Origin of the sequence: Corynebacterium sp. MSK004 (genome assembly GCF_030232515.1) — a bacterium.
Lineage (GTDB): Bacteria > Actinomycetota > Actinomycetes > Mycobacteriales > Mycobacteriaceae > Corynebacterium > Corynebacterium hesseae.
The window spans coordinates 178,565-202,636 of sequence record NZ_JASPKB010000005.1 but is presented as its reverse complement, the minus strand read 5'-3'; the positions used below and the strand labels follow the sequence as shown (position 1 = coordinate 202,636).

Below are 24,072 nucleotides of genomic sequence, written 5' to 3'. Positions count from 1 at the left end.
AGTGTTTACCCTAGGTTACTCGGCAGGAACGAGCTCCACATTTTCTGCCCAGGTAAGTTCCATGCCCAGCGTGCGCAGCCAGCTCATGGCGTCATCGCCGTAGCGCGTGATGCCCTCGACGGCGGTAAGCGTGCGCTCCATGGCGCGCTCGGCCTCCTCGGCGCTGATGAGGCCGTTGGAGGTTGCGGCGGCTAGCTCGTCGATGTCGAGCACATCAACCGGCTCGCCGGAGGTGGAGACCAAGTCGACATAAAGATCGCGGGTAGTCCACACATCACCGTCGACGTCGATATCAGCGACGTCGATGTAGAAATCTTGGTGGACATCCACGCCCTCGCGGAAGTGGAAGATATTGGCGCGCAGGCCCAGCTCCGGGAGCAACCAGGATTCAAGGTAGCCGAAGCGCGGGTGGTTGGCGCCGCGGGCCATGTAAAGGCCAAAGTCGGTGACCCGGTAGGTGTCTACCTCCCGCTGAAAACCTTTCGGGTCGACGTTGATGTTGTCGGTGGTGTTAAAGGTTTCTTGCTTGACTGGGTGCAGGTCAGTGCTCATTAGTTAACCTCGAGGTAAGCCGCGGTAGGTGGGAAAGAACACGAGGATTCAGCAGTGTTGACCGCACCGGAGAGGACCGCCACGACGGTGCCCTTGCCCGTTGCTGCGCGGCCCGAGACCGTGGTCGGCCCATCGGCGTTGATGCCGTTGTTGAACAGGGGAGTGATGCCGAACTGGAAGGTATCCAGGTTGAACCACTGGACGCTCATGGCACCCTGCTGCTCAGCGGCGGTGGGGGTGCCCAGCGCGGTGAAGAGGAAGACGGTTTCTCCTTCGCCTGCGCCTGGGGCCGGCATATCGGTCGGGCCAGGCACGGCGATGGCGGAGCCCACCGAATCGCCCTGCCCGCCGATGCACTGCGCGGAGACCGTAGGCCAGTAGAACTGGCGGAAGCCGGGGTTGTTTCCCTCCGGCATGGCCACACCGCCTTCGCCGCCGTCACCGGCGGAGAAGTTAAGGGCGGTGAGGATGGCGCTGCGGGCCTCCTGTGGGATCCATGGCTGTGCCGCGAAAGCGCGAACACGCTCCTGCGTCTCCGGGGTGGGGCGGCCGAGGCTGTCCAGCGGGTTACTGCTCTGTGGAATGTTCACCAGCGAGGAGAGGTCGGGGGCGCCGGCATGTGCTGGCGTGATGCTGAGGAAGCCCATCATCACGGCAGCAGTTAGTCCAGCGACGCCACGGCGGGCGGAGCGGGAAGAGCGCTGTTCGGAAAGGGCCATGGAAAATCCTTGTGTTTGGGTAGGGGATCGTGGCGGCAGGAAACTAAATCACATGCGTCGCAATAGTATCTGCTGCCACAATATTCACTTTTTTGGCGTAGTCAACTCTAAATAGAGACCTACTGTGCGGTATGTCGGCGGTTGATATCGTTTCGTTACATCGCGCGCTAATGCGTGCGATGCGCGCGATGCTGCACATGAAAGGGCTAGAGAGTATATTTAAGGGCCGTTCATACCGCTAACGCATCATGCTTTAAAGGAGCACCCCACACGTGAGTAATACTGAGTTCCGTAACGTAGCCATCGTCGCGCACGTTGACCACGGTAAAACCACCCTCGTCAACGGCATGCTGGAGCAGTCCGGCGCTTTCGGCGACCATGGCGAACACTCGGATCGCGTCATGGACTCCAATGATCAGGAGCGCGAGCGCGGCATCACCATTCTGGCGAAGAATACCGCCATCCACCGCAAGGGCCTGGGCAAGGATGGCGGGGATCTCATCATCAACGTCATCGATACCCCGGGCCACGCCGACTTCGGCGGCGAGGTCGAGCGCGGTATCTCCATGGTGGACGGCGTCGTGCTGCTTGTCGACGCCTCCGAAGGCCCCCTGCCGCAGACCCGCTTCGTGCTCACCAAGGCACTGGAAGCCAAGCTGCCGGTCATCATCTGCGTGAATAAGACCGACCGCCCCGACGCCCGTATCGACGAGGTTGTCATCGAAGCGCAGGATCTTCTGCTGGAAATCGCTGCCGGCCTCGAAGATGAGGAAGCAGCCGCTGCCGCCGAGGAACTCTTGGACCTGCCGGTTCTCTACGCTTCCGGCCGCGAGGGCAAGGCCTCGACCGAAAACCCGGGTGACGGCAACGTTCCTAACGCCGACGACCTGCAGGCGCTTTTCGACGTCATCTACGAAGTCCTCCCCGAGCCCTCTGCCAAGGTCGACGCCCCGCTGCAGGCCCACGTGACCAACCTGGACTCCGACGACTTCCTGGGTCGTATCGCACTGCTGCGCATCTACTCCGGCACCATCAAGAAGGGCCAGCAGGTGGCCTGGATGCACTACGACGACGAGGGCGAGATGCACGTCAAGCAGGTCAAGGTGGCCGAGCTGCTGCGCACCGTCGGCTTCGAGCGCCAGCCGGACACCGAGGCCATCGCCGGCGACATCGTGGCCATCTCCGGTATCTCCGACATCATGATCGGTGACACCATCGCCGACGTTGAGGATCCGAAGCCGCTGCCGCGCATTAAGGTCGACGAACCGGCTATCTCCATGACCATCGGCGTGAACACCTCCCCGATGGCAGGCCAGGGCGGCGGCGACAAGCTCACCGCCCGCATGGTCAAGGCCCGCTTGGACCAGGAGCTCATCGGTAACGTCTCCATCAAGGTGCTGCCGACTGAGCGTCCCGATGCTTGGGAGGTTCAGGGCCGTGGCGAGATGGCACTGTCCGTGCTCATCGAGAATATGCGCCGCGAGGGCTTCGAGCTGACCGTCGGCAAGCCACAGGTGGTGACCCAGGTCATCGATGGAAAGACCATGGAGCCCTACGAGATGCTCACCATCGACTCCCCATCGGAATTCCAGGGTGCTATCACCCAGCTGCTGGCCTCCCGCAAGGGCCAGATGCAGTCAATGGATGTCCGCGAGGGCGACTGGGTGCGCATGGTCTTCCGCGTCCCAGCGCGCGGCCTGATCGGTTTCCGCACCCAGTTCCTGACGGAGACCCGCGGTTCCGGTATCGCTAACTCCATCTCCGATGGTCTCGACGTGTGGGCCGGAGACATCAAGGCTCGCCCGACCGGCTCGCTCGTGGCCGACCGTTCCGGCCAGATCACCGCTTATGCTCTGCAGCAGCTGGCGGACCGCGGTGACTTCTTCGTGGAGCCGGGCATGGAGGCCTATGAGGGCATGGTCGTCGGTGCCAACAACCGTGATGAGGATATGGACATCAACATCACCAAGGAAAAGAAGCTGACCAACATGCGCTCCGCCACCGCCGACGCCACCGTCACGCTGGCTAAGGCCAAGACCCTGTCCCTCGACGAGGCTCTGGAGTTCTGTGGCACCGACGAGTGCGTCGAGGTGGGCCCGAAGGTCCTGCGCGTGCGCAAGGTTGAACTGTCTGCCACCGACCGCAAGCGCGCGGCCGCACGCGCTAAGCAGCTCAACAAGTAGGCCGCTGTGGGCGTCGCCAAGCGGCGCCCCACCGCTAGGACCACCTGCCCCGGGGTATTAAAATAGCGCGGAAGAGTTTTCCGGACGTAAAGGTTGTGTGGAGTGGACCGTTTCCTGCCCCGGCTCGGAGTCATTCTCGCAGCCGCCGTGCTGACTGCATGCCAAGCCAACCCCGGGCCGCCGCCGGTTGTGGACGAGGAAGATCGCAGCGCCACGCCCACGAACTCAAGCATCACCACTCCGCCGCCGGAGGCAGCACCCAAGGAAGACGCACTGCCGAAGCGCAGCACCGTGGCCATTGGGGTGGACCCGCTGCGCGGCGGGCTCAACCCGCACCTCGTGGCGAATAATTCGGAACTGGTCAACCAAATCGCTGAGCTAGTGCTGCCCTCGGCCTTCCACGGGGACCAGATGGACACGGATGTCCTCGAATCCGCCGAGGAAATCGACGCTCCGGGCAGTATTGCCATGCGGGTGCGCTACACCATCGCCGCGCCAGCGCAATGGTCCGATGGGACGCCGATCAGTGGCTCTGACTTCAATTACTTGTGGTCCCAGATCACGCGCACTCCGGGCGCTAAAAACGTGTCCGGTTACCGGGCAATTTCGGCCGTGCGGACTTCCGGTAATGGGCGAGTGGTCACCGTGGACTTCGACCACCGCGTGGAGGACTGGCATAAGCTCTTTGCCCACCTATTGCCCTCCCATGTGCTGGAGGACAAGGACTTCACCTCGGCCTTAGCTGAGGGTATCCCAGCCTCTGCTGGACGTTACCTCGTCGAGGGGATGGACCGCGGGCGAGGGATTATCACGCTTAACCGCAATGACCGGTTCTGGGGAGAGGATCCCGCACATATCGACGTGATCCAATTGCGCGCTGTGCGCGATACCGCACAGGCGGTGAACATGCTGCGCTCGCACCAGATTGGGTTTGCTGACTTCACCCCGCAGCAGACCACCCTGGAGAATCTGAGCCTGCTCAGCAACGTCAATACCGGTGTGGTGACCCGGCAGCGTCAGCTCCGCCTGGAGATGTCGGCCGCCGAGGGCGCACTCGAGGAACAGCCGCAACGCCGCGCCTTGGCTTCGCTGCTCAACACCGACCAGCTGGCCCGGCTTGCCACCGGCCGCGCTTCGGAGCTCGAACCGGGGGAGAATCCCTTCGATAGCAACGCAGAACTTGCCCCGCTGCGTGAGCGTGCGGGCCGCAAACCCGTGCGCATCGCCGCGGATCCCCTCAATCCAACTGCCCTGGCTGCGGCCACCACCATCGTGGACGTGCTGCAAGCCAAGGCCATCGACGCGGAGGTCGTCACCGAACGCCCGGCTACCATAACTTCTGACTTGCTCCCGGCTGGCAAGGTAGATGCCGTGGTGGCGTGGGACGAAAACGGCATCGATGCGCTGAGTCTGGCTAACTACTTCGTGTGTGCAACGCCCACACGGCCTGCGGCAACGCAGTCGGGGTTCTGCCCTGAAGAGTCCGCGAAGACTGCTACCGATATTTTGTCGGGAAAGCTCGACTCCGCAGCGGCTCAAGAGCAGGTGGAGCACCTCAACAAAGAAGAAGTTCTCTTCGTCCCGTTGCTTAATGAGGTGCGAATCCACGCTTTGGGCAAGGGTATTGTTGGCCCCGGACAAAGCATCAAGGACTGGGACTCCGGTCTGATTAGTGCACCGCAGTGGAGGAAAGACGATGAATAAGGATCTCACCGGCTACCGTGTCGTGGCCGTTCACGCGCACCCGGATGATGAGGTGCTCTTTACAGGCGGCACGTTGGCGGACTTGTCCGCGCGCGGTGCGGAGGTCACCGTGATTACCGCGACGCTGGGGGAGGAGGGCGAAATCATCGGTGAGCCCTACCAAGGCCTCGCGGAAACAGATCAGCTGGGAGGGTTCCGCGCTTGGGAGCTTAAGCACGCGCTCGACGCATTAGGCGTTGATGGCATCCAGCTAGGCGGCTTCGGGCATTTTCGCGACTCCGGGATGGAAGGTTCCGCCGCCCATGATCACCCGCGGGCCCTGGTCAACCGTGTGGAGGAAGCAGCAGACCTGTTGCGCGGCCGCCTTGAACAACTGCGTCCGCACGCGGTGCTGACTTATGGCCCGGACGGCGGCTACGGTCACCCAGACCACATCGCGGTGCACAAGGCTGTGCATGCGGCCGCCGCACCAGAGCAGCGCATTTGGTGGGCGGTCTTCGAGCGCGCGGCGCACTATCGGGGTCTGGAGGTCATCACGCCGCCCGAAGGCTGGAGCCTGCCGGACAAGGCGTACCTGGACAACTTCACCAACGCCGGCTGTGACGTGACCTATGAACTTCGCGACGCGGCACGTGCTGCCAAGCGCGCAGCCATGCTGGCGCACGCCACGCAGATCTGGCTTGCCGACGGCTCCCTCACCACCGTCAACCCCCACGCCGCCCAGGCGGGACTTCAGGACCCCGCCCAAGTCCCCGCCGCTTATGCCTTGTCCAATCTGCTCACGATGCCGCTGCTGCGCCAGGAGTTCTACCAGCTTGGTCAGGGAGAGCCGCAGGACTCATTGCTGGGGGAGAAGTGACCGAGCGCGCCATTCGCACAGACTTCTCTCGCGGCGAGCAAATAGGTGGCCTGGTGTGGCTGGTCGTGGGAGCGCTCTGCTCGCTGACGCTCGAGGTGGTCTACCTTACCGCCCGGGTGCCGTGGTTTGACGGGGCCAGCGTGGCCTTTCCCATCACCATCCTCATCGCCTTCTGGTTCAACGGGGTGTTGACTCGCACAGCGCGTCTGTGGAGTGAGAATCCCTACATCGCAGGCGTGCCAGGACTGGCCTGGGTCGCAGGTTTTCTCGCGTTCATGCTGGGAGCCGCCTTCGGGGAGGGCAGCCTGCTGGCCAATAATATTCTCAGCCTGCTGCTGTTCGCCGCGGGAATCGCGGGCAGCGTTTGGCCATTTTTCGCCTCGGAGTAGCATACTGTTATTCGTAGAAAACCCGTGACACACAGGAGTTTAAACACCTTATGACTTACACCATCGCGCAGCCCTGCGTCGACGTGATGGACCGCGGCTGCGTTGAAGAGTGCCCGGTCGACTGCATCTACGAGGGCAAGCGCATGCTCTACATCCACCCAGACGAGTGCGTGGACTGCGGCGCCTGCGAGCCGGCTTGCCCGGTGGAGGCCATCTTCTACGAGGATGACGTCCCGGATGAGTGGTTGGACTACAACGACGCCAACGCTGCCTTCTTTGATGATCTCGGCTCTCCGGGTGGCGCAGCAGCACTTGGACCGCAGGACTTTGACGTCCCGATGATCGCTAAGCTCCCACCCCAGAACCAGGAGTAGAGTATGAGCCGCACGCCGCTTGGACGCACGCTTCCGGATTTTCCGTGGAACTCGCTTGCCGGTGCCAAGAAGAAAGCCCAGGCGCATCCGGACGGGATCGTTGACCTATCGGTGGGCAATCCCGTTGATCCAGTTGCCCCTGGCGTGCAGTTAGCGCTGTCCGCAGCGGCCGAGGCTCCCGGCTATCCGCAGACTCAGGGCACTCCGGAGCTGCGCGAGGCCATCGCGAAGGCACTTGAGCGCCGCTACACCATGAACGTGGACGCGGTGCTGCCGGTCATCGGCACCAAGGAGGCCATCGCCTGGCTGCCCACCTTGCTGGGCATGCGCGGTGAGACCGTGGCTTTCCCGACGGTGGCTTATCCCACCTATGAAGTCGGTGCGCTCTTGGCCGGTGCTAAGCCGTTGCGCGCCGACGAGGATTTCCAGGATGCGTCGCTCGTGTTCATCAACTCGCCGTCGAATCCGACGGGCAGGGTGCTGGGCGTCGAGAAGCTGCGCGAGATCGTCGCTTGGGCGCGCGTGAACAATGCCATCGTGGCCTCGGACGAGTGCTACATGGGCTTGGGTTGGGATGATGAGAACCCGCCGGTGTCCATCTTGGACCCGCGCGTGACCGATGGCGACAATACCGGGCTTATCGCCATGCATTCGCTGTCCAAGAGCGCGAACATGGCCTCCTATCGCGCCGGTTTCTTTGCGGGCGATGCCAAGCTCATCGCCGAGCTGCTGGAGCTGCGTAAGCACGCGGGGCTCATTGTTCCGGGCCCCATCCAGGCGGCGATGGTTGCCGCGCTTGACGACGACCCCTCCGAAGCCCTCCAGCGCCAACGCTACGCCGCGCGCCGTGTGGATCTCATGCGGGCGCTGACCGGAGCTGGTTTTAGGATCGAGCACTCCGAGGCTGGGCTCTACCTGTGGGCAACGCGCGGTGAGAACTGCCGCGAGACCGTCGACTGGCTGGCCGAGCGCGGCATCCTCGTTGCACCGGGTGATTTCTATGGCCCAGCGGGCGAGCAGTTCGTGCGCATTGGCCTCAACGGTACGGACGAGCGCATTGCAGCGGCCGTCGCGCGCTTGGCTGAGTAAGTGGCTTTTCGCCCGCCGGCGCGGGAGGGGATTAGCCCGCGCAAGGTGATGCTCACCGGCACTGTGCCCGCCACACCTACCTATTGGGCAGGTGAGGCGGGCGATTCCGCGTTTTCTCCTGGCACTCGCTTGGAGCCCGGCACGGTGTTGCCTGGCCCTACGCTGGCGTGGTATCACCCCTCGGTACCTTCCGAAGAGCCCATTCCCTTTGATTACCGGGTGGTATATGAGGACGGGGACCTGATAGTCGCGGACAAGCCGCACTTCTTACCCACGACGTCGAATGGTCGCATCGTCCGCGAGACGCTCCAGACACGCTTGCGCGTGGACTTTAATGAGGACTCCATCGTGCCGCTGCAGCGGCTGGACCGGTTGACTTCGGGGTTGGTGCTGTGCTCGCGCAATCCCCGCACGCGCGCTGCGTATCAGCAACTCTTTCAGGAGCGTGCGGTGGTGAAGCACTACCGGGCTCAGGTGGCCGCGCCCTTCTCCTTCGACGGCACTGTACGGCTGGGGATGCGGCGCGTGCGTGGTGAACGTCAGGTCCTCGTGGATTCCACCGGTACGCCTACGGTGACCCGCGTGCGTGCTAGTGGAACGACTGCCGATGTATGGCCGCTCACCGGCCATACCCACCAGATCCGCGTGGTACTTAACCACCTGGGACATCCGATTGTGGGGGATGATACTTATCCCGTGGATCGAGGCTTGGATCTTTATGATTTCTCCACGCCGCTGCTGCTTTCCCATGTCGCTTTGAGTTTTAGCGATCCAGTTACCGGCCGCAAGCGTGAGTTCAAGCTGTGAGATTGGGCGCTAATGCAGCGTGCGTTTTAGTTTGTGCTGATTGAACGACTAAACTCAAATGAAGTTTTATTCATCATAATTGAGCATTTTGTACGAAGGGCGTGTCCATGGCGGATCTGAGCTTTGCTCGCTTTGCCTCGAATTTTGGCCAGTTCATTAAGTTCGGTCTGGTTGGCGGTTCGGGCGCGTTGGTCAATATTGCAGTTTCAATCCTGGCCGCAAAGTGTGGGTTGGCTTGGTTCGGCGCTACGCCGCATGACGCGATGTTCAACCTCTTCGGCACCCAGTTTCACGTGCGCTGGTTCATGCTCTTTTCCACCATCGCCTTCCTCGTTGCGAATACGTGGAATTACCAGCTCAACCGCATGTGGACTTTTAAATCCGTTAGCAAAGTCTCGTGGTTGCGGGGTTTCTTCCCGTTCCTCATTACGGGCATTGGCGCGTATTTGGTGACTCTTGCTGTGCAGTACTTGCTGATGAATCCGACCTCGCCGTTGCAACTGCCGCCCGATATTTTCAATGACTCCACGGGCTTCCGCACGATGTATTACTGGGCCAATGCCATCTCAATCGTGGTAGCCATGCCGATTAACTTCATCTTCAACAAGCTGTGGACCTTCCGCTCGAAGCCCAAGGCGCCGGTCGTGGTCCACGAGACCGAACCGGCTTAATTATCGACCCTTCGCCCCGCCCAACCCTTCGCGCTCACCAGCGTCGGCCGGCGGGGCCTTTTTCATGTCGCGGTGAGCGGGAAGGGGGCGTCGGCAAGCACATGCTCCCTTCGCGCTTACCAGAATCACGGCGAGGAAGCGCTCCATCGCCCTGGTGAGCGCTTAGGGGTAATTGGTGGAAATGCCTCCTTCGCGCTCACGGGCGTCCAATAAATTCGGTAGCTACTGCTACCGGTGGGCGCGAAAGGGCGTGTTAGCGGTTTGACCGGTGAGATGGCGGGGTGAGATGCACTTCGGAGCTTGGTTCGGCGTGGCCCTATTCTCCCTTGGCGCTCACCGGCGCCTGCAAAATAGAGGAACCCGCCGTCCGCGGTGAGTGCGAAGGGCGGGATGGAGGAAGGTGGGCGGGGAAGAGCTGCCTAGTCGTCGAGCTCGGCGTCGAGGCGCTCTTGGTCGCGTTGGTGCTGGCGGCGGCGAAGGAATGGCGTGAAGATGATGGCGGCGGTCACGCCAGCCCCAGCGCCAACCAAGTAGGAGGTGGAGTCCGGTGCGTAAGCGTTATGGGCAATTCCGACGAACATCACAATGAGCGGGACGAGGTAGACGGCCATGGCGGACCAATTACGGCCAACAGATGGGGTAGCGACTCGTTTGCGCAGCCACGCCGTGCCGAAGAGATTGCCGATGATAGACGGTGCGATGGCGAGGAAGCACAGCATGCTCATCTGACCAGGGAGGACCCAGGCGAGGATGGCTGCGGCGACAAGCTCGAGGAAGAGTTTCGGGGTAGCGCTGATGGCATACGCCTTGTAGAAAGTCTCGCGTTCGTATTCGTCGCGGGAGGCGCGCTCGATCTCGTTGAGGGTGTAGTTGGCCAGGGCGTTAATCATGTTGTTCATCTCCAAAGACTTCTTCGACGGTTTTTCCTAGTTCGCGGCAGATGTCTAGCGCTAGGTAGACGGAGGGAGAGTAGTTGCCGCGTTCGATATTGGCGATAGTTTGGCGGGAAACTCCGGCTCTTTCAGCAAGGTCAGCTTGAGACATCTCGAGCCAGCGCCGCCATTTGCGAACCATGTTCTGGTGCTCGGCCATCTGGTCTCCTTTACGGTGTGTAACGCTTACATGCCTTAGTGTAAAGCAAACTTGTCATGATGGCAATGTTTGCATGCATAAGTGCCAAGTCCAATAAGGCTGGGTCGCGGCAGAAGGGAGCTTGGGATTTCGCCCTTTGAGCAGCTCAAGAGTCGCTTTGATAAGCAAAAAGGCATCATCGAGGTGGTAGCGGATATCGTCGGCAGTAAAGCGCAAAACCGTATATCCATGTGCCACGGCCGCATTCTGCTTCGTACGGTCTGCTTGAAAAGCCCTGCCATCCTTGTGGTATTCCCAACCGTCGACTTCGACGATGAGCTTGCCAATCTTCAAGTCAAAGCGGTAGCCCGCGATGAGCGCATTGTGTTCAGGGAAGATTCCGGTCGTGCGCAGTCTTCGACTGAGTTGGCGCTCCGGCACACTGTCCGCGCCGATGGGTGTGTGGCGAATAGCCTCCTTTAGACGCCGGGGAATCCGACGCATTCTCCGCCGGTCGTTGTCTAAGCGCTCAGGGCCCGTCTTGCCGCGATAATGCTCTTCCAGCAATTGACCACACGCTGCGGCTATTCGCCGCGCCGCCCAGAGAACCTGAATGACCGGAAGTCCGTTGACCAGGGTTGTGGCCGAAAGCCGCGAATGCGTCACCCGAAAGTTCTTCCCCTTGAGCGTTCGTGGCCCCTCGGCCTCCAGCGGAAACGTCAAATTCCGCCCCAAGTGAATCTCCTGCGCGGTCTTACCCGTGAAATGTATTCGACTCAGCCCGTGAGCCAGAGCTTGTGCCACAGCTAACGGCGACCACTCATCGCTATAAATCCCCCGATGCACGCGAAACAGCTTTCCCGCGCGAAGCTTCCGCCGGATTGCCTCCTTGCTCAACCCCATCTCGCGCAGCTCTGCGGTAGTCCATGCCTTCATGAAACTCAAGGTATGCAGTGCTTGGCGACGAGTCGATAGTCAATTCTCCGCCTGTGGATAACCCTGCCTCAAAGCCAGATTCTGAGGGTTTATGTTGACGCGTCGTCTTCCTGTCTAGCGCATTCCCTATCGTTTGGGCTTTGCAGTGTTCGGATCGCCGCATCGATTCGGCGTTGTCGACCAACACAGCCCCTTAAATCCCTCCGCGCCCTTGGCGCTCACCGGGCTCGCTGATTAGCTGCTAGAGCTTTCGGCGGTGACCGCGAAGGGCATAGGCTTGGTCGGGAATTGCATCGGTGAGGTTGGGAATTGCATCGAGCGCCGTTCGGGTCCACCTACCTTTTGCGCTCACGGGGCAGGCGCCTGTCATTGTCCGCCCTTCGTTGGTGAGCGCGAAGGGCGCTTGCTGGGGTGACAGCTCATGCGGCATGCCCTTGGCGGCCACAGGGAGCGGAGATACGGTGCTACGCAGTGCGCCGGTGAGCGCGAAGGGAGTGAGGTGGCTGCGAGGAGGAGTGAGGAAGGGACGCGAAGGGAGTGGAGTGGCAGCGGGAGGGGCGGCTAGCGGGCCTTCAGCTCCTCGGCTGTTGGTAGGGGCAGGCGAGCGGTCGGGGAGATTCCGCGGGCCTTAGCGTTGATCACGCCCGCGACAGCGAGCACAGCGAACATGGCGGCGGCGGAGAAGAGTTGGATGCGGGCGGAGGCGTCGCTAAGCATGAGCACCGCAATAGCTGCAAACAATGCCAGCGCGAACCACGTGAGGTAGGGGTAGGCCCACATGCGCACCGGCAGCGGGTGGATGGCCTCAAGCTGTGGGCGCAGGCGCAACTGGCTCACTGCAATGAAGACCCACACGATGAGCAGCGAAGCACCAGCGGCGTTCAGCATGAAGGACAGTAGCCATCCGGTATCCGCATAGTTGAGAACAACCATGACTGCGGAGAGCACAACGGACAGCGCAATGGCGGCGGTTGGCACGCCGCGACGATCTGTTGCGGCGAAGAGCTTGGGCGCCTCACCGCGGGAGGCCAGCGAGTGCATCATGCGGGAGGATGCGTAGATTTGCGCGTTGAACGCTGAGAGTAGCGCGAGCACGATGACCACTTCCATGATGGCCGCAGCACCAGGGATTCCAGCCCGGTCCAAGACCATCGTGAACGGAGACTCGGCGGCAGACTGCGCGGAGCCGAGCGAAGAGTAGGGCAGGAGGAAGGTGATGACGAGGACCGAGCCCAAGTAGAAGACCGAAATGCGAGTAATGGTGGTGCGCACCGCGTTGACGAGGGACTTCTCGGGGTCCTCGGATTCCGCTGCGGCAATGGCGACGACCTCGATGCCGCCGAAAGCAAACGCTACGGCGAGCAGACCGGCGGCCACGCCGCCGAGGCCGTTGGGCATGAAGCCGTCGGCAAGGAAGACAGACGTGCCGATGAAGGTGTGGCCAGGAAGCAGCCCGAAGATCAGCAATACACCGATGATGAGGAAGGCAATGATGACCGCGACCTTGATGAAGGCGAACCAGTACTCGAACTCGCCGAACAAGCGCACCCGCAGCAGGTTGATGGTTCCGAAAAGAGCCACGCACATGGCTGCAGGAATCCAGGGCGGGCAGTCGAACCACGCGCCGATGAACCCGGCGGCGCCGGTAATTTCCGCACCGAGGACGGCGACGGTGGCGAGCCAATAAATCCAGCCCTGCGTAAAGCCTGCCCAGCGGCCGATGCCGTGCTCCGCGTATTCGGAAAAGGAGCCGGATGCGGGGATGACCGTGCCCATCTCACCGAGCATCTGCATGACCAAGATGGCAAGGAAGCCAGCGATGAGATAAGCCAAAAGGACCGCGGGACCGGCGGCGGAAATACCTACGCCGGTGCCTAAGAAAAGGCCGGCACCAATGGTGGAGCCCAGCCCCATCATGGTCAGGTGGCGGACTTTCAAGCCGCTGCCGAGTGAGCGAGAGGAGGAATCGTTTTGAGCAGTCACCTTTAGCATTGTAGGCAGCTGCCTAGGCGTTTGGGCATAAAGGGGCGATTAAATAGCGCTTCTGTACAAAGTGGAGGGCTCAATCCCACGATCGCGAAAGGCCCCCGCAGAAACGGGGGCCTCAAACAGCAGCGCTTAGTTCTTGTGTAGGTCCTCGTTGAGGGCCACGGCCTCAGACTTCCAGTCCACGGCCTCGACGGCGCCGGTGACGGAGTTGCGGCGCAGCAGAACGCCGGAGACGCCGGAGAGCTTAGAGCCCTTGACAGTCTCGCCCTCGGACAGACCCAGGGCCTGAGCAATCTTGCCAAAGACCGCAATCTTGGTGCCGGCGGTGACGTAGAGGCCGGCTTCGACGACGGAGTCGTCGCCAAGCGAAATGCCCACACCCGAGTTCGCACCGAGCAGGCAGCGCTCGCCGATGGAGATGACCTCCTTGCCGCCGCCGGAGAGGGTGCCCATGATGGAGGCGCCGCCGCCGATATCGGAACCATCGCCCACGACGACACCCGCGGAGATGCGGCCCTCGACCATGGAGGCGCCCAGGGTGCCGGCGTTGAAGTTAACGAAGCCCTCGTGCATCACGGTCGTGCCCTCAGCCAAGTGGGCGCCTAGGCGCACGCGGTCGGCATCGCCAATGCGCACGCCGGACGGGACGACGTAGTCCACCATGCGCGGGAACTTATCGACGGAGTAGACCACGACCGGGCCGCGGGAAGCGAGGCGGCCGCGGACCATCTGGAAATCGGCAACCGCGCAGGGGCCGTAGTTGGTCCACACCACGTTGGCCAGCTTGCCGAAGATCCCGTCCACGTTCAGGCCGTGAGGCTTGACTGCGCGGTGAGAGAGCAGGTGCAGACGCAGGTAAGCGTCGTAGGTATCGGCAGGTGCTGCGTCAAGGTCTGCAATCTTAGTCTCCACGGCGATGCGGGCGACGCCGCGCTCCTCATCGGGGCCAACCAGGTCAGCGAACTGCTGCGGAACCTCCTCCAAGCGCTCGGTGCCGCTGGCGTCTACAGAAATATCGGTGTGAACTGCCGGGAACCAAACGTCCAGGACGGTGCCGTCGTGGGTAATGGTTGCCAGGCCGCGTGCGGATGCTGAAGTCATAGGCTCACACCCTAGCAGCTACGCCTCTGTCGTGCGCCGTGAGTTACCCGGTAGTAGGTGAAAGATCACAACCAGGGCCACGGTCAGGATGAGGACGGCGAGGACTTGGTTGCGGGCGGAGGCGTCGAAAAGCATAAGAATTGTGAGGCCGACCAGCGCTAGGGCGGTGAGCCACGGCAGCCACGGGAAGCCCGGGACGCGCAGCGTGGTGAGCTCGCCGTTGGCCTGCATCTGTGGGTGCAGCTTGATATAGGAGGCCACGATGAAACACCAGATGACCAGCAGGCAGCCGCCAACCGCGTTGAAGAGGAAGGCCAACAATCCCGGCGGGTTCCAGTACTGCAGCACCACCGATGCAAAGGCGAAGATGATGGAGAGCACCACCGCAAAAATGGGGGAACCGGAGGCGTTCGTCCGAAGGAAGATGTGGTGCGCGCTATGGTCCTTCGCCATGTCATAGACCAGACGGGAGGTGGCGTAGATCTGTGCGTTGAAGGCAGAGAGCAGCGCTAGGGCGATGATGGCTTCCATGAATCCCGCAGCGAAGGGGATTTTCGCGGCGGCGAGGACCAGCGTGAAGGGCGAGTCCGCGGCGACGTCGGCGTCCTGGATGGAGCTGAAAGGCAAGGCCAGGGTGATAACCAGGATGGAACCGATGTAAAAGACCATGATGCGCACGATGATGGCGCGCACGGCAGTAGCGACGTTGTGGGCTGGGTCTTCGGATTCCGCCGCGGCAATGGTGACCAGCTCGATGCCACCGAAGGCGAAAGCCACGGCGAGCAGGCCGGCAGCAAAACCGGGGCCGCCGTTGGGCAGGAAGTTCTCTGTAAAGTTGTGGCCCGCCAGTGAGAGGTCCATTCCGGGCAGGATGCCTAAAGCCATGAGCACGCCGACGCCCAGGAAGGCCACGATGGTGGCCACCTTGATAATGGCGAACCAGAACTCGAATTCGCCGAAACCACCCACGGCGGCAAAGTTGACCACGGCGAAGAACACCACAGCCACCAAAGCCGGTATCCACGGATCGACCCCGAACCAATTCGAGATGATAGCCGCGGCACCGGTAATCTCCGCGCCCATCACCATGACCAGCATGAACCAGTAAATCCAGCCCAACGTAAACCTGGCCCACGGCCCAAAAGCCTGTCCTGCATAAGTGGAGAAAGCGCCCAGCGAAGGCCGCGCCGCGGCCATCTCTCCGAGCATCCACATCACCAAGGCGATGAGCGCGCCAGCTACCGCATAGGAGATGAGAACGGAGGTGCCGGACACCTGAATGCCTAGGCCCACGCCCAGGAAGAGCCCCGCACCCACCGCGGATCCGAGACCCATCATGGTGAGGTGGCGGGTTTTAAGTTGTGTGGCCGCTGCCATAGGGTGATCACCTTCAACGCTATTGATTGTTTGTAATGGGAAGTACTTTACGCAATGCGCTGAGCATCCGGGGGCGCTAGCATGGCGGGTTGTGACTTTAAATCTCTTCTCCGATCCCATCGAGCTCACTAAGGCCCTGGTGGATATCCCGAGCCCTTCCCATCACGAAGAGGCGATCGCCGACGCCGTCGAGGAGGCCCTGCGCGATCTGGACCAGGACACGGTGGAGGTGCAACGCTATGGCAACACCGTGTGTGCCCGGACGAACCGGGGTTTTGAAAGCCGCGTGGTCCTAGCCGGCCACATCGATACCGTTCCTCTGGCCGATAACGTCCCCCACACCATGTCGGAGGACGGGGAGATCATGTATGGCTGCGGCACCGTGGACATGAAGTCGGGCATGGCCGTCTACCTCAACGCTTTTGCGCAGCTATATAACTCCGACGAGCTGAAGCACGATCTCACCGTCATCGCCTACGAGGGCGAGGAGGTTGCCACCGAGTTCAACGGCCTGGGCCACCTGCAAAAGGATCACCCGGAATGGCTGAAGGGGGCCCTCGCTCTGCTGGGGGAGCCTTCCGGCGCCATGATCGAGGCCGGCTGCCAGGGCACCATTCGCGTGCGCGTTACCGCCCACGGGACCCGCGCGCACTCGGCCCGCGCCTGGCTGGGCTCCAACGCCGCCCACACCTTGGTGCCGGTGATGCTCAACGTGGCCAATTACCAGCCGCGCGATGTGGAGATTGACGGCTGCACCTACAAGGAGGGCCTCAACATCGTCCACCTCGAATCCGGCGTGGCCACCAACACCATCCCGGATGAGGCCTGGATGTTCGTCAACTTTCGCTTCGCCCCGGACCGCAGCTCCGAGGAGGCGCTGGCGCACCTGATGGAGGTCCTCGGCGAACACGAGAACATCACCGTGGAGGTCGATGACATCGCCGGCGCCGCCCTGCCCGGCCTGGGCCAGCCGGCGGCACGCGCGCTTGTCGACGCCGTCGGCGGCAACGTCCGCGCCAAGTATGGTTGGACCGACGTGGCCCGCTTTTCCGAGATGGGGACCCCAGCCGTCAACTTCGGCGCTGGTGACCCGGGCTTTGCCCACAAGAAGGACGAGCAAGTGCCCGTCACCCAGATCACCGAAGTCTCGACCGCACTCTTGAACTACCTGAAGGGATAAGACCACCATGACGCCTGAGCAACTGCGCACTCTGCGCGGACCACTTCTCGTGCGTACTGCTGGAGAGCAGTCCTCCACCTTTGACCAGCGCCTGCTGCAGTCCGGCGCGGATCACGAATGGCAGCACGCCGATCCCTGGCGCGTCCTGCGCATCCAAGGCGAGTTCGTGGATGGTTTCGACGCCCTGGCCAAGCTGCCCAAGGCGGTGACCGTCTTCGGTTCCGCTCGCACCCCGGAGGAGGATCCGAACTACCAGCTAGGTGTGGCCTTGGGGCGCCGCCTCGTGGAGGCTAAGTATGCCGTCATCACCGGCGGTGGCCCCGGCATCATGGAGGCGGCCAACCGCGGCGCGCACGAGGCCGGAGGGTTGTCTGTGGGCTTGGGCATCGAGCTTCCGCACGAGCAGGGCCTGAACCCCTACGTGGATCTGGGGCTTAACTTCCGCTATTTCTTCGCCCGCAAGACCATGTTCCTCAAGTACTCCCAGGCCTTCATCTGTCTTCCCGGCGGCATGGGCACCATGGATGAATTCTTCGAGGTCATGTGCATGGTCCAAACTGGCAAGGTGACCAACTATCCCATCGTGCTCATGGGTACTGAATACTGGTCCGGACTGGTGGAGTGGATGAAGAAGACCCTGGCCGAGGGCGGGTTCATCAGCGCCGAGGACCTCGATCTCTTCCTGGTTACCGACGATATCGATGAAGCCGTCGCCCACATCCTGGCCGCGCACAAGGTCATGTCGGACAAGCGCCTGCGGGAGCAGGAGAGCAAGTGACCCAAGCGCACAACCTCGCGCGGGTCATGGCGATTGTGAACCGCACCCCAGACTCCTTCTACGACAAGGGCGCCACCTTCGAGCTCGACCCAGCAATCCAGCGCGCGGAGCAAGCGCTTGACGACGGCGCCTCCATCATCGACATCGGAGGCGTCAAGGCCGGCCCGGGTCAGCATGTCGACGCCGCCGAGGAAATCGAGCGCGTCGTGCCCACCATCGCGGAGCTGCACCGCCGCCGCCCAGAGGCGCTGATTTCCGTAGACACGTGGCGCGCTGAGGTAGCAGAAGCGGCTATCGCCGCCGGTGCTGGTCTGGTCAATGACACGTGGGCCGGCTGGGACCCCGAACTCATCGAGGTGGCTGGCCACCACAAGGTGGGCTACGTGTGCTCGCACACCGGTGGCGTCACCCCGCGCACCCGCCCGCACCGCGTGCACTTCGATGATGTGGTTGCCGATGTCATCAGCGAGACCACGCGGCTGGCCGAGCGAGCCGCCGACCTCGGTTGCCCGGAGGAGCTGACGTTTATCGACCCTACGCACGACTTCGGCAAAAACACCTTCCACGGCTTGGAGCTGCTGCGGCGCATCGACGAGATCGTGGCGACCGGCTGGCCGGTGCTCATGGCATTGTCGAACAAGGACTTTGTGGGGGAGACCCTCGACCGCGCCGTGGACCAGCGCGTCGCAGGCACGCTGGCAGCGACGGCATGGTCGGCGGCACGGGGCGTGGCGGCCTTTCGCGTCCATGAGGTGGCCCCGACTCTCGACGTCATCCGCATGACCGCCGCCATCCAGGGCCAGATGGCTCCCTTGGCCACGACGCGGGGGCTAGCCTAAGCCATGACCGACAGCGTTTCTGTGGTTATCCCTGCGCTCAATGAGGAGCGTACAGTCGCGCACGTGGTGCGTGCTTGCCTGGCGGATGAACCTCAAGAGGTCATCGTTATTGATGCGGACTCGAGCGATGAAACTGCGGCTGAGGCACAGGCGGCAGGGGCTCAGGTGCTCAATTGGCGGGAGATCCTGCCTGAGGAGCCCCGCCCCGGCAAGGGTGAATCCCTCTGGCGCGGCGTGGCGGCAGCTGAGGGCGACATCGTCGTCTTCATCGATGCGGACCTAGAATCCGCCGCGCCCGGAATGGTTTCCGCGCTCACAGAGTCTTTCATCGATCCGCACATCCAGATGGTTAAGGCGCGCTACCAGCGCAGCTTTCAAGGAAAGCCCACCGGTGGCGGGCGCGTGACCGAGCTGACCGCCAAGCCGCTTTTGCGGCAGTTCTTCCCGGAGCTCGCACACATTGACCAACCACTCGGCGGCGAATACGCCTTAAGACGCGCGGCCGCCATGGAGCTGCCGTTCGTGGAAGGGTACGGGGTGGAAGCGGGGCTGCTGATAGACGTCGCCAAGCGCTATGGCCCCTATGCCCTCGCCGAGGTTGACCTGGGCACCCGCACCCACCGTAACCGTCCATTGGAGGAGCTAGCCCCGATGGCCGATGTGGTTGCGCGCACCATCCTGTCCCGTGCTGGCGTGGTTGGGCCTGTTGCCCAAAGGCCACCATTGCTGGGTAGGATTTAGCGCATGATGTCCTGGATTCTTCTTATCGTTGTGCTCATTGCCCTCATCATCATCGGCACGTGGGCGTGGGGAAGCTTCGTAGGCCGGGGACCTGTCATGGGCGCTCCCGACAAGGCCGTGGATACCGATCGAGAGAATCTGCGGGCCCTCGAGGAGGGGCGCTTCGATGACCTGCGCTTTGACGTGGTTGCGCGCGGCTACCGCCAGGACCAAGTGGATGCCCTGTTGGCGGCAGTGGAGCGCCATTGGGGTGCCAAGGCGGCGTCATCGGGCGAACCTTCAGAACCTTCGGTTCAGGCCTAGGCCGAGCCTACAGCGACGAGTCTGCCGCCGGCGGCCGAAAAAGAGCTAGACTAGAAGGACGTACAAAATACAGTCGAAGGAGACTCAATATGGCAGCGATGAAGCCCCGTACCACTGGTGGAGAGATGGAAGCGGTAGAGGAGTCCCGCAAGATCGTCATGCGCATTCCTTCTGACGGGGGTGGGCGCATTGTTATTGAGCTCAGCAAAGAAGAAGCAGCGGAGTTGGGTTCACTCCTCGTAGCAGTTTCTAGCTAGTCTAGGGAGCATGCTTTCACATATCGTCGATATTCTGGCCGATCCCGCCGATGGCAGCGCCCTTGAGGGTGCGGATGATTTTTCCCGCCTCGTGTCGGAGACCGGCCATTCCTATGACGTGGCCAAGCAGGGCTACGTCACGTTGGCAGCTGGTGCGGGTCTGAAGCATCAAGGTGACGATGCTGCGATGGTCACCGCCCGTGAAACCTACCTGGCTATGGGACATTTCGCGCCCTTCGTGGAGGCAGTCACTGGAGCGGTGCAAGATTCTTTGGAGAGTCAGGACGCGGCTCAGCAAGCAGGCCTCAATGAGGACACCGCCTCCTCGCTCCTGGAGGTAGGCGCTGGCACGGGTTACTACCTGGCGCACACGCTCGATTCGATCGAGGGCGCTCGCGGCGTGGGCCTCGATATCTCTACGCATGCGGCAAAGCATCTGGCCAAGTCGCACGAGCGCGTCGGCGCCGTGGTTGCGGATGTGTGGGAGCGCCTGCCCTTGAAGGATGATTCAATCCATGCCATCTCGGTGGTCTTCGCGCCGCGCAATCCGGCGGAGTTCCAGCGCGTTCTCGCACCCGGCGGGGAGGTCATCGTCTTGACCCCGCAGTCCGGTCACCTGGATGAGCTGCGAGAGCCGCTGGGAATTCTCGGCGTGGAAGAAGGCAAGGTGGATCGCCTCTACACGCAGGCGGAAGGGTTCCTTAAGCAGGCAGCGGATCCGGTCGATATTTCTTTCCCCATCGTCTTGGACAAGGCGTCCATCGCCGCGCAGGTAGGGATGAGCCCCTCGGCGCGCCACATTAGTCCGGAAGAGCTGGCAGAGCGCATGGCCTCCTTGCCGCAGACGTTGACCGTGACCGCCCACGCCCGTCTGGACCGCTTGCGCTCGGCCTAATTCATCGCTTGCGCTCGGCTTCATTGCCAGCCCTTGCTGTTCAGCCTCGGGGAATGGTCCTTCTCTCTTCCGAGCGTCCCTTTTCTCTCCGGAACGACCCTTCTCTCTTCGGAACGACCCTTCGCGCTCACCGGCAGTGGGTCCGTCGGAAGGTTTTAGCTCTTCGGTGAGCGCGAAGGGCGGGGCGGCCTGTGGTGCAACCGCCCCTGGGACTTTTGCTCACTGTGATCTGGAGCTTGCGTTGACGCGCTGGCTATTTCGCTGACCCCTCTCGTCGAATCCTCCCCTCGAATCCTCCCTTCGCGCTCACCAAGAGCCTCAATCAGCCGCCAAGACCGCTCCCGGTGAGCGCGAAGGGCGGAAGGGGGGCGAGTGGAACTGATGAGGCATGCGCGAGAAAAGATGCCCGCGAGCGCAGGGGCGCTACGGGGGTTGGTACTTCACAGTGGGCCCACACACAAAAGGAGGCCCAGTCGCCCTGGGCCTCCTTCTATAATCGTCGTTCGACGCTCTTAAGAGAGCTTGGTGCCCTTCCTGTTCCAGGACTGCTCAATAGTGGCCTCGCCCTCGGTGCTGACCTCGATAGCGGAGCAACCGCCCTCGAAGTAGACGCGGGAGCTCATAGCCACCAATCCACCGTCTACGAACACCTCAACGCTGGCACCGTCCTGAATGACGGTGAGGGTATCCGAATCGCCCTCGGCCAGCTTGGCCACTGCTGGCGCGGACTCCTTGAAGTAGTTGTCGAAGGCCTTCGACATGGAGCGATCCAAGCTGATTTCCTCGCCCGTGTGGCGGATGACCGCAGCGGAGTCACCGGAGCCGTCCTTCAGCGTGACAGTCACGCTCGAGCCCGCCGGCACCTCCAATACGCCTGTCCAAGACCGTGCGTAGTCCGAGAGCTTCACAGCATCCGGCAGCCCCTCCGCTGGAGTCTGATAGAGCACACCGCCCTGCAGCGTGACTGCACGTGGCAGTGACAAGCTATTAGCCCAGCCCTCGGCCTCCCATGTGGGGTGCTTGGTGGCGTCGTCACCGCGGCCGTTGCCGTTGAGCAGTCCGAGGATGACTGCGCGGTCGTAGCGGCGTTCTTGCGGAATCGTTCCGGTCGTGGTGTTGGTGTTGCGCGGACGGGAGAAGTCATGGCCAAAGTCCACGCGCTGGAAACCCTTTGCCACGGTGAACACGGTGCCATCAAGGCGGCCCACGATGTAGCCTGAGACATCACGGCCCTCGCGTTCCAAGGTGACGAAGAGGACGTCGTAGATTTCCCTATCCACCTCGTCGCGCAGGCGTACCAAACGCGGTGAAACCACCGGTGGGATGGGGGAGGTGGCCGGAACCTCGCCCTCTTCAAAGCCAGGGTCACCGTCGAAGCTCAAGGGCCCAAGGAGCGTCCAGGATTCGCCATTGGGGCTGTCCAAAATCACCGGCACAGGGGCGTCGGAATGCCCAGTCAGCGCCAGCATGAGCCAGCCATCGTGTCCCTCTTCGCGGTCCTCTTTAGCCCAATCCGGGACCACGGAGGGCGAGCGGAAGCGGTCATAATTGGTGTGGGCGCCTACGGCTTCCCCGAAGCGGACAACGTCTGGGTCGAGCGCCGAAGGGTCATCTGACACGATGCATTCATCGGCGTAGTCGGTGTAGCGTGCCAAGCGCACACTCGTACCGACCGAGGTCACCGACGTGAAGTACAGGTTGAGAGCGTCCTTACCTTCCGCCACGGACCCTGCACGCAGCGATAGCTCGCCGCCGACGGGGGCGAGGACGTCGTCGCACTCCAGCCACTCGAAGGCCGTTTCCTCCGAGGTTGAATGACCCCAGCGTGCAGGCTTGCCGGTGTCAGGGCGGTACTGGTGGAACAGGTGCCAGGTATGACCGTCCCGAACGATTCCTGCGGGGGCGTCGAGGATCCCGCTATCGGGAACGAAGTGAAGTTCTGGGCGATGGTGCGTTTCTTTATGCGTCACGGCAGTCCTTCCTACATTAACGAGCGGTAAATGTCCACGGTCTGCTGCGCGATGGTAGCCCACGAGAAGTCCTCGATGGCCCGCTGGCGGCCGGCGGAGCCGAAGCGTTGTGCCAGCTCTTTATCGGCGGCGACGCGGTTCACAGCGGCAGCTAGATCAGCTTCAAAGGTGGCTTCGTCATCTACGTCATAGTTGACCAAAACGCCGGTTTCGCCGTCCACGACGACCTCAGGGATGCCGCCCATATTGGAAGCCACAACCGCGGTGCCACAGGCCATTGCCTCAAGGTTGACGATCCCCAGCGGCTCATAAATAGAGGGGCACACAAAAACGTCCGCGCCGGAATAGACCTGCTTGATCTCCTCGCGCGAGAGCATGTCCTTGACCCAGAACACGCCGTCACGTTGCGCGCGCAGTTTCTCCACGAGGGCCTCGGTCTCCGCTGCAATCTCCGGCGTATCGGGTGCGCCGGCACACAGCACAAGCTGAATGTCTTGGTCAAAGTTCTGGGCAGCCTTCAGCAGGTGCTTCACGCCCTTCTGCCGGGTAATCCGGCCGACGAAGGCAACGATGGGACGCTGCTTGTCGACGCCCAACTTATCCAGCACCGCCGACGCCCCCGGCTGCCAGACCTGAGTATCAATGCCGTTAAGGACTACATGCACCTTGTCGGCGTCGATGCGGGGGTACGCATCCAGGATGGAATCTTTCATTCCGGCCGATACCGCAATGACGGCGTCGGCGTATTCCATGGCATTCTTTTCCGACCACGAGGAGATCTCATAGCCACCACCGAGTTGCTCGCGCTTCCACGGGCGGTGCGGCTCGAGCGAGTGCGCGGTGACGACGTGGGGGATGCCGTACAGGCGGCCGGCAAGGTGCCCACCCAGGCCCGTGTACCAGGTGTGGGAGTGAGCCACATCGATATCGGAGGCGGCATTGGCCATACGCAGACCCGTGGAGAGCGTCTGCACTGCGGCATTGGCTTCCTTCAGCGCAGGATCGACGCCATGCACAAAGACGTCCTTCTCATCGCGCTCAGAACCCATGCAGTGCACAGAGACATCGATGATCTCACGCATGAAACGGGTGAGCTCTGCAACGTGGACTCCCGCTCCGCCATAAATTTCTGGCGGATACTCCTTAGAAAAAATTCCGGCTCTCATACTCGCCAGAATACGGATTAACCACAGCTCGCGCTAAACATTGACGGACAGGTCAGCGCGGTGGGACGTCGAGAAGCAGCGGGGGAGGTGCGAGACCGACAATAGGGGGTAGAAACAAAACG

25 protein-coding genes are annotated in these 24,072 nt (G+C 62.1%); 15 read left to right on the top strand and 10 right to left on the bottom strand.

Annotation, left to right across the window (positions count from 1 at the left end):
- Positions 1 to 15 precede the first annotated feature (15 nt).
- Complete coding sequence (locus QP999_RS07735; protein ID WP_070530369.1) at positions 16 to 552, bottom strand: ribonuclease FAU-1 family protein; 537 nt, start codon at positions 550 to 552, stop codon at positions 16 to 18.
- Positions 552 to 1,271 carry an Rv1157c family protein gene (locus QP999_RS07730; RefSeq protein WP_070524895.1) on the bottom strand — a complete coding sequence of 240 codons (720 nt, stop codon included), beginning with the start codon at positions 1,269 to 1,271 and terminating at the stop codon, positions 552 to 554. Before QP999_RS07730 ends, QP999_RS07735 begins: the two co-directional genes overlap by 1 nt.
- Positions 1,272 to 1,543: 272 nt before the next feature.
- On the opposite strand from QP999_RS07730, the gene typA reads away from it, so the two are divergent.
- The 8 genes from typA to QP999_RS07690 all read left to right on the top strand — a co-directional run bounded on the left by typA (position 1,544) and on the right by QP999_RS07690 (position 9,347).
- Positions 1,544 to 3,454, top strand: coding sequence for a translational GTPase TypA (gene typA / locus QP999_RS07725; RefSeq protein ID WP_070562126.1), 1,911 nt, complete (start codon positions 1,544 to 1,546; stop codon positions 3,452 to 3,454).
- 102 nt (positions 3,455 to 3,556) lie between these two features.
- Positions 3,557 to 5,158, top strand: coding sequence for an ABC transporter family substrate-binding protein (locus QP999_RS07720; protein WP_070562123.1), 1,602 nt, complete (start codon positions 3,557 to 3,559; stop codon positions 5,156 to 5,158).
- A complete protein-coding gene (locus QP999_RS07715; RefSeq protein WP_284848022.1) occupies positions 5,151 to 6,017 on the top strand; it encodes a PIG-L family deacetylase in 867 nt (288 codons plus the stop codon). The genes QP999_RS07720 and QP999_RS07715 overlap by 8 nt, the downstream gene beginning before the upstream one ends.
- Positions 6,014 to 6,406, top strand: a complete 393-nt coding sequence (locus QP999_RS07710) for a hypothetical protein (protein ID WP_070562118.1) — start codon at positions 6,014 to 6,016, stop codon at positions 6,404 to 6,406. The genes QP999_RS07715 and QP999_RS07710 overlap by 4 nt, the downstream gene beginning before the upstream one ends.
- Positions 6,407 to 6,456: 50 nt before the next feature.
- A complete protein-coding gene (gene fdxA / locus QP999_RS07705; protein WP_070524905.1) occupies positions 6,457 to 6,780 on the top strand; it encodes a ferredoxin in 324 nt (107 codons plus the stop codon).
- 3 nt (positions 6,781 to 6,783) lie between these two features.
- Positions 6,784 to 7,869, top strand: coding sequence for a succinyldiaminopimelate transaminase (dapC, locus tag QP999_RS07700; protein ID WP_070562115.1), 1,086 nt, complete (start codon positions 6,784 to 6,786; stop codon positions 7,867 to 7,869).
- Positions 7,870 to 8,676 (top strand): pseudouridine synthase, encoded by an 807-nt coding sequence (locus QP999_RS07695; protein ID WP_070562112.1) that lies wholly within the window; start codon positions 7,870 to 7,872, stop codon positions 8,674 to 8,676.
- Between the two features lie 107 nt (positions 8,677 to 8,783).
- Positions 8,784 to 9,347, top strand: coding sequence for a GtrA family protein (locus tag QP999_RS07690; RefSeq protein WP_070524912.1), 564 nt, complete (start codon positions 8,784 to 8,786; stop codon positions 9,345 to 9,347).
- 419 nt (positions 9,348 to 9,766) lie between these two features.
- On the opposite strand, the gene QP999_RS07685 is transcribed toward QP999_RS07690, so the two are convergent.
- From QP999_RS07685 to QP999_RS07660, 6 genes are all read right to left on the bottom strand, one after another.
- A complete protein-coding gene (locus QP999_RS07685) occupies positions 9,767 to 10,246 on the bottom strand; it encodes a transcriptional regulator (RefSeq protein WP_284848021.1) in 480 nt (159 codons plus the stop codon).
- Positions 10,230 to 10,439: a helix-turn-helix transcriptional regulator gene (locus QP999_RS07680; RefSeq protein WP_070524916.1), complete on the bottom strand. Its 210-nt coding sequence runs from the start codon at positions 10,437 to 10,439 to the stop codon at positions 10,230 to 10,232. The genes QP999_RS07685 and QP999_RS07680 overlap by 17 nt, the downstream gene beginning before the upstream one ends.
- 54 nt (positions 10,440 to 10,493) lie before the next feature.
- Entirely contained in the window at positions 10,494 to 11,354 is an 861-nt protein-coding gene (locus QP999_RS07675) for a type IV toxin-antitoxin system AbiEi family antitoxin domain-containing protein (RefSeq protein WP_070562107.1), read from the bottom strand.
- 561 nt (positions 11,355 to 11,915) lie between these two features.
- A complete protein-coding gene (locus tag QP999_RS07670) occupies positions 11,916 to 13,346 on the bottom strand; it encodes an amino acid permease (RefSeq protein WP_284848020.1) in 1,431 nt (476 codons plus the stop codon).
- A gap of 126 nt (positions 13,347 to 13,472) precedes the next feature.
- On the bottom strand, positions 13,473 to 14,444 hold the full coding sequence (gene dapD, locus QP999_RS07665; RefSeq protein WP_284848019.1) for a 2,3,4,5-tetrahydropyridine-2,6-dicarboxylate N-succinyltransferase: 972 nt from the start codon (positions 14,442 to 14,444) through the stop codon (positions 13,473 to 13,475).
- Between the two features lie 18 nt (positions 14,445 to 14,462).
- Entirely contained in the window at positions 14,463 to 15,821 is a 1,359-nt protein-coding gene (locus QP999_RS07660; RefSeq protein ID WP_070530389.1) for an amino acid permease, read from the bottom strand.
- Positions 15,822 to 15,912: 91 nt separating this feature from the next.
- Here QP999_RS07660 and dapE point away from each other — a divergent pair, with 91 nt between their 5' ends.
- From dapE to QP999_RS07625, 7 genes are all read left to right on the top strand, one after another.
- Entirely contained in the window at positions 15,913 to 17,001 is a 1,089-nt protein-coding gene (dapE, locus tag QP999_RS07655; RefSeq protein ID WP_070562101.1) for a succinyl-diaminopimelate desuccinylase, read from the top strand.
- Positions 17,002 to 17,008: 7 nt separating this feature from the next.
- Complete coding sequence (locus tag QP999_RS07650; protein WP_070530393.1) at positions 17,009 to 17,779, top strand: LOG family protein; 771 nt, start codon at positions 17,009 to 17,011, stop codon at positions 17,777 to 17,779.
- Between the two features lie 26 nt (positions 17,780 to 17,805).
- Positions 17,806 to 18,618, top strand: a complete 813-nt coding sequence (folP, locus tag QP999_RS07645) for a dihydropteroate synthase (RefSeq protein WP_198531060.1) — start codon at positions 17,806 to 17,808, stop codon at positions 18,616 to 18,618.
- A 3-nt stretch (positions 18,619 to 18,621) separates the two neighbouring features.
- Positions 18,622 to 19,359, top strand: a complete 738-nt coding sequence (locus QP999_RS07640) for a glucosyl-3-phosphoglycerate synthase (RefSeq protein ID WP_284848018.1) — start codon at positions 18,622 to 18,624, stop codon at positions 19,357 to 19,359.
- 3 nt (positions 19,360 to 19,362) lie between these two features.
- Positions 19,363 to 19,662: a DivIVA domain-containing protein gene (locus QP999_RS07635; RefSeq protein ID WP_070530397.1), complete on the top strand. Its 300-nt coding sequence runs from the start codon at positions 19,363 to 19,365 to the stop codon at positions 19,660 to 19,662.
- Positions 19,663 to 19,751: 89 nt separating this feature from the next.
- Positions 19,752 to 19,919, top strand: a complete 168-nt coding sequence (locus QP999_RS07630) for a DUF3117 domain-containing protein (RefSeq protein ID WP_010187237.1) — start codon at positions 19,752 to 19,754, stop codon at positions 19,917 to 19,919.
- 10 nt (positions 19,920 to 19,929) lie between these two features.
- A complete protein-coding gene (locus QP999_RS07625) occupies positions 19,930 to 20,814 on the top strand; it encodes a methyltransferase domain-containing protein (protein WP_284848017.1) in 885 nt (294 codons plus the stop codon).
- Positions 20,815 to 21,326: 512 nt separating this feature from the next.
- Here the strand turns inward: QP999_RS07625 and QP999_RS07620 are convergent.
- Positions 21,327 to 22,784 carry a GH32 C-terminal domain-containing protein gene (locus tag QP999_RS07620; RefSeq protein ID WP_284848016.1) on the bottom strand — a complete coding sequence of 486 codons (1,458 nt, stop codon included), beginning with the start codon at positions 22,782 to 22,784 and terminating at the stop codon, positions 21,327 to 21,329.
- An 11-nt stretch (positions 22,785 to 22,795) separates the two neighbouring features.
- Complete coding sequence (gene glgA, locus QP999_RS07615; RefSeq protein WP_284848015.1) at positions 22,796 to 23,950, bottom strand: glycogen synthase; 1,155 nt, start codon at positions 23,948 to 23,950, stop codon at positions 22,796 to 22,798.
- Between the last annotated feature and the right edge of the window lie 122 nt (positions 23,951 to 24,072).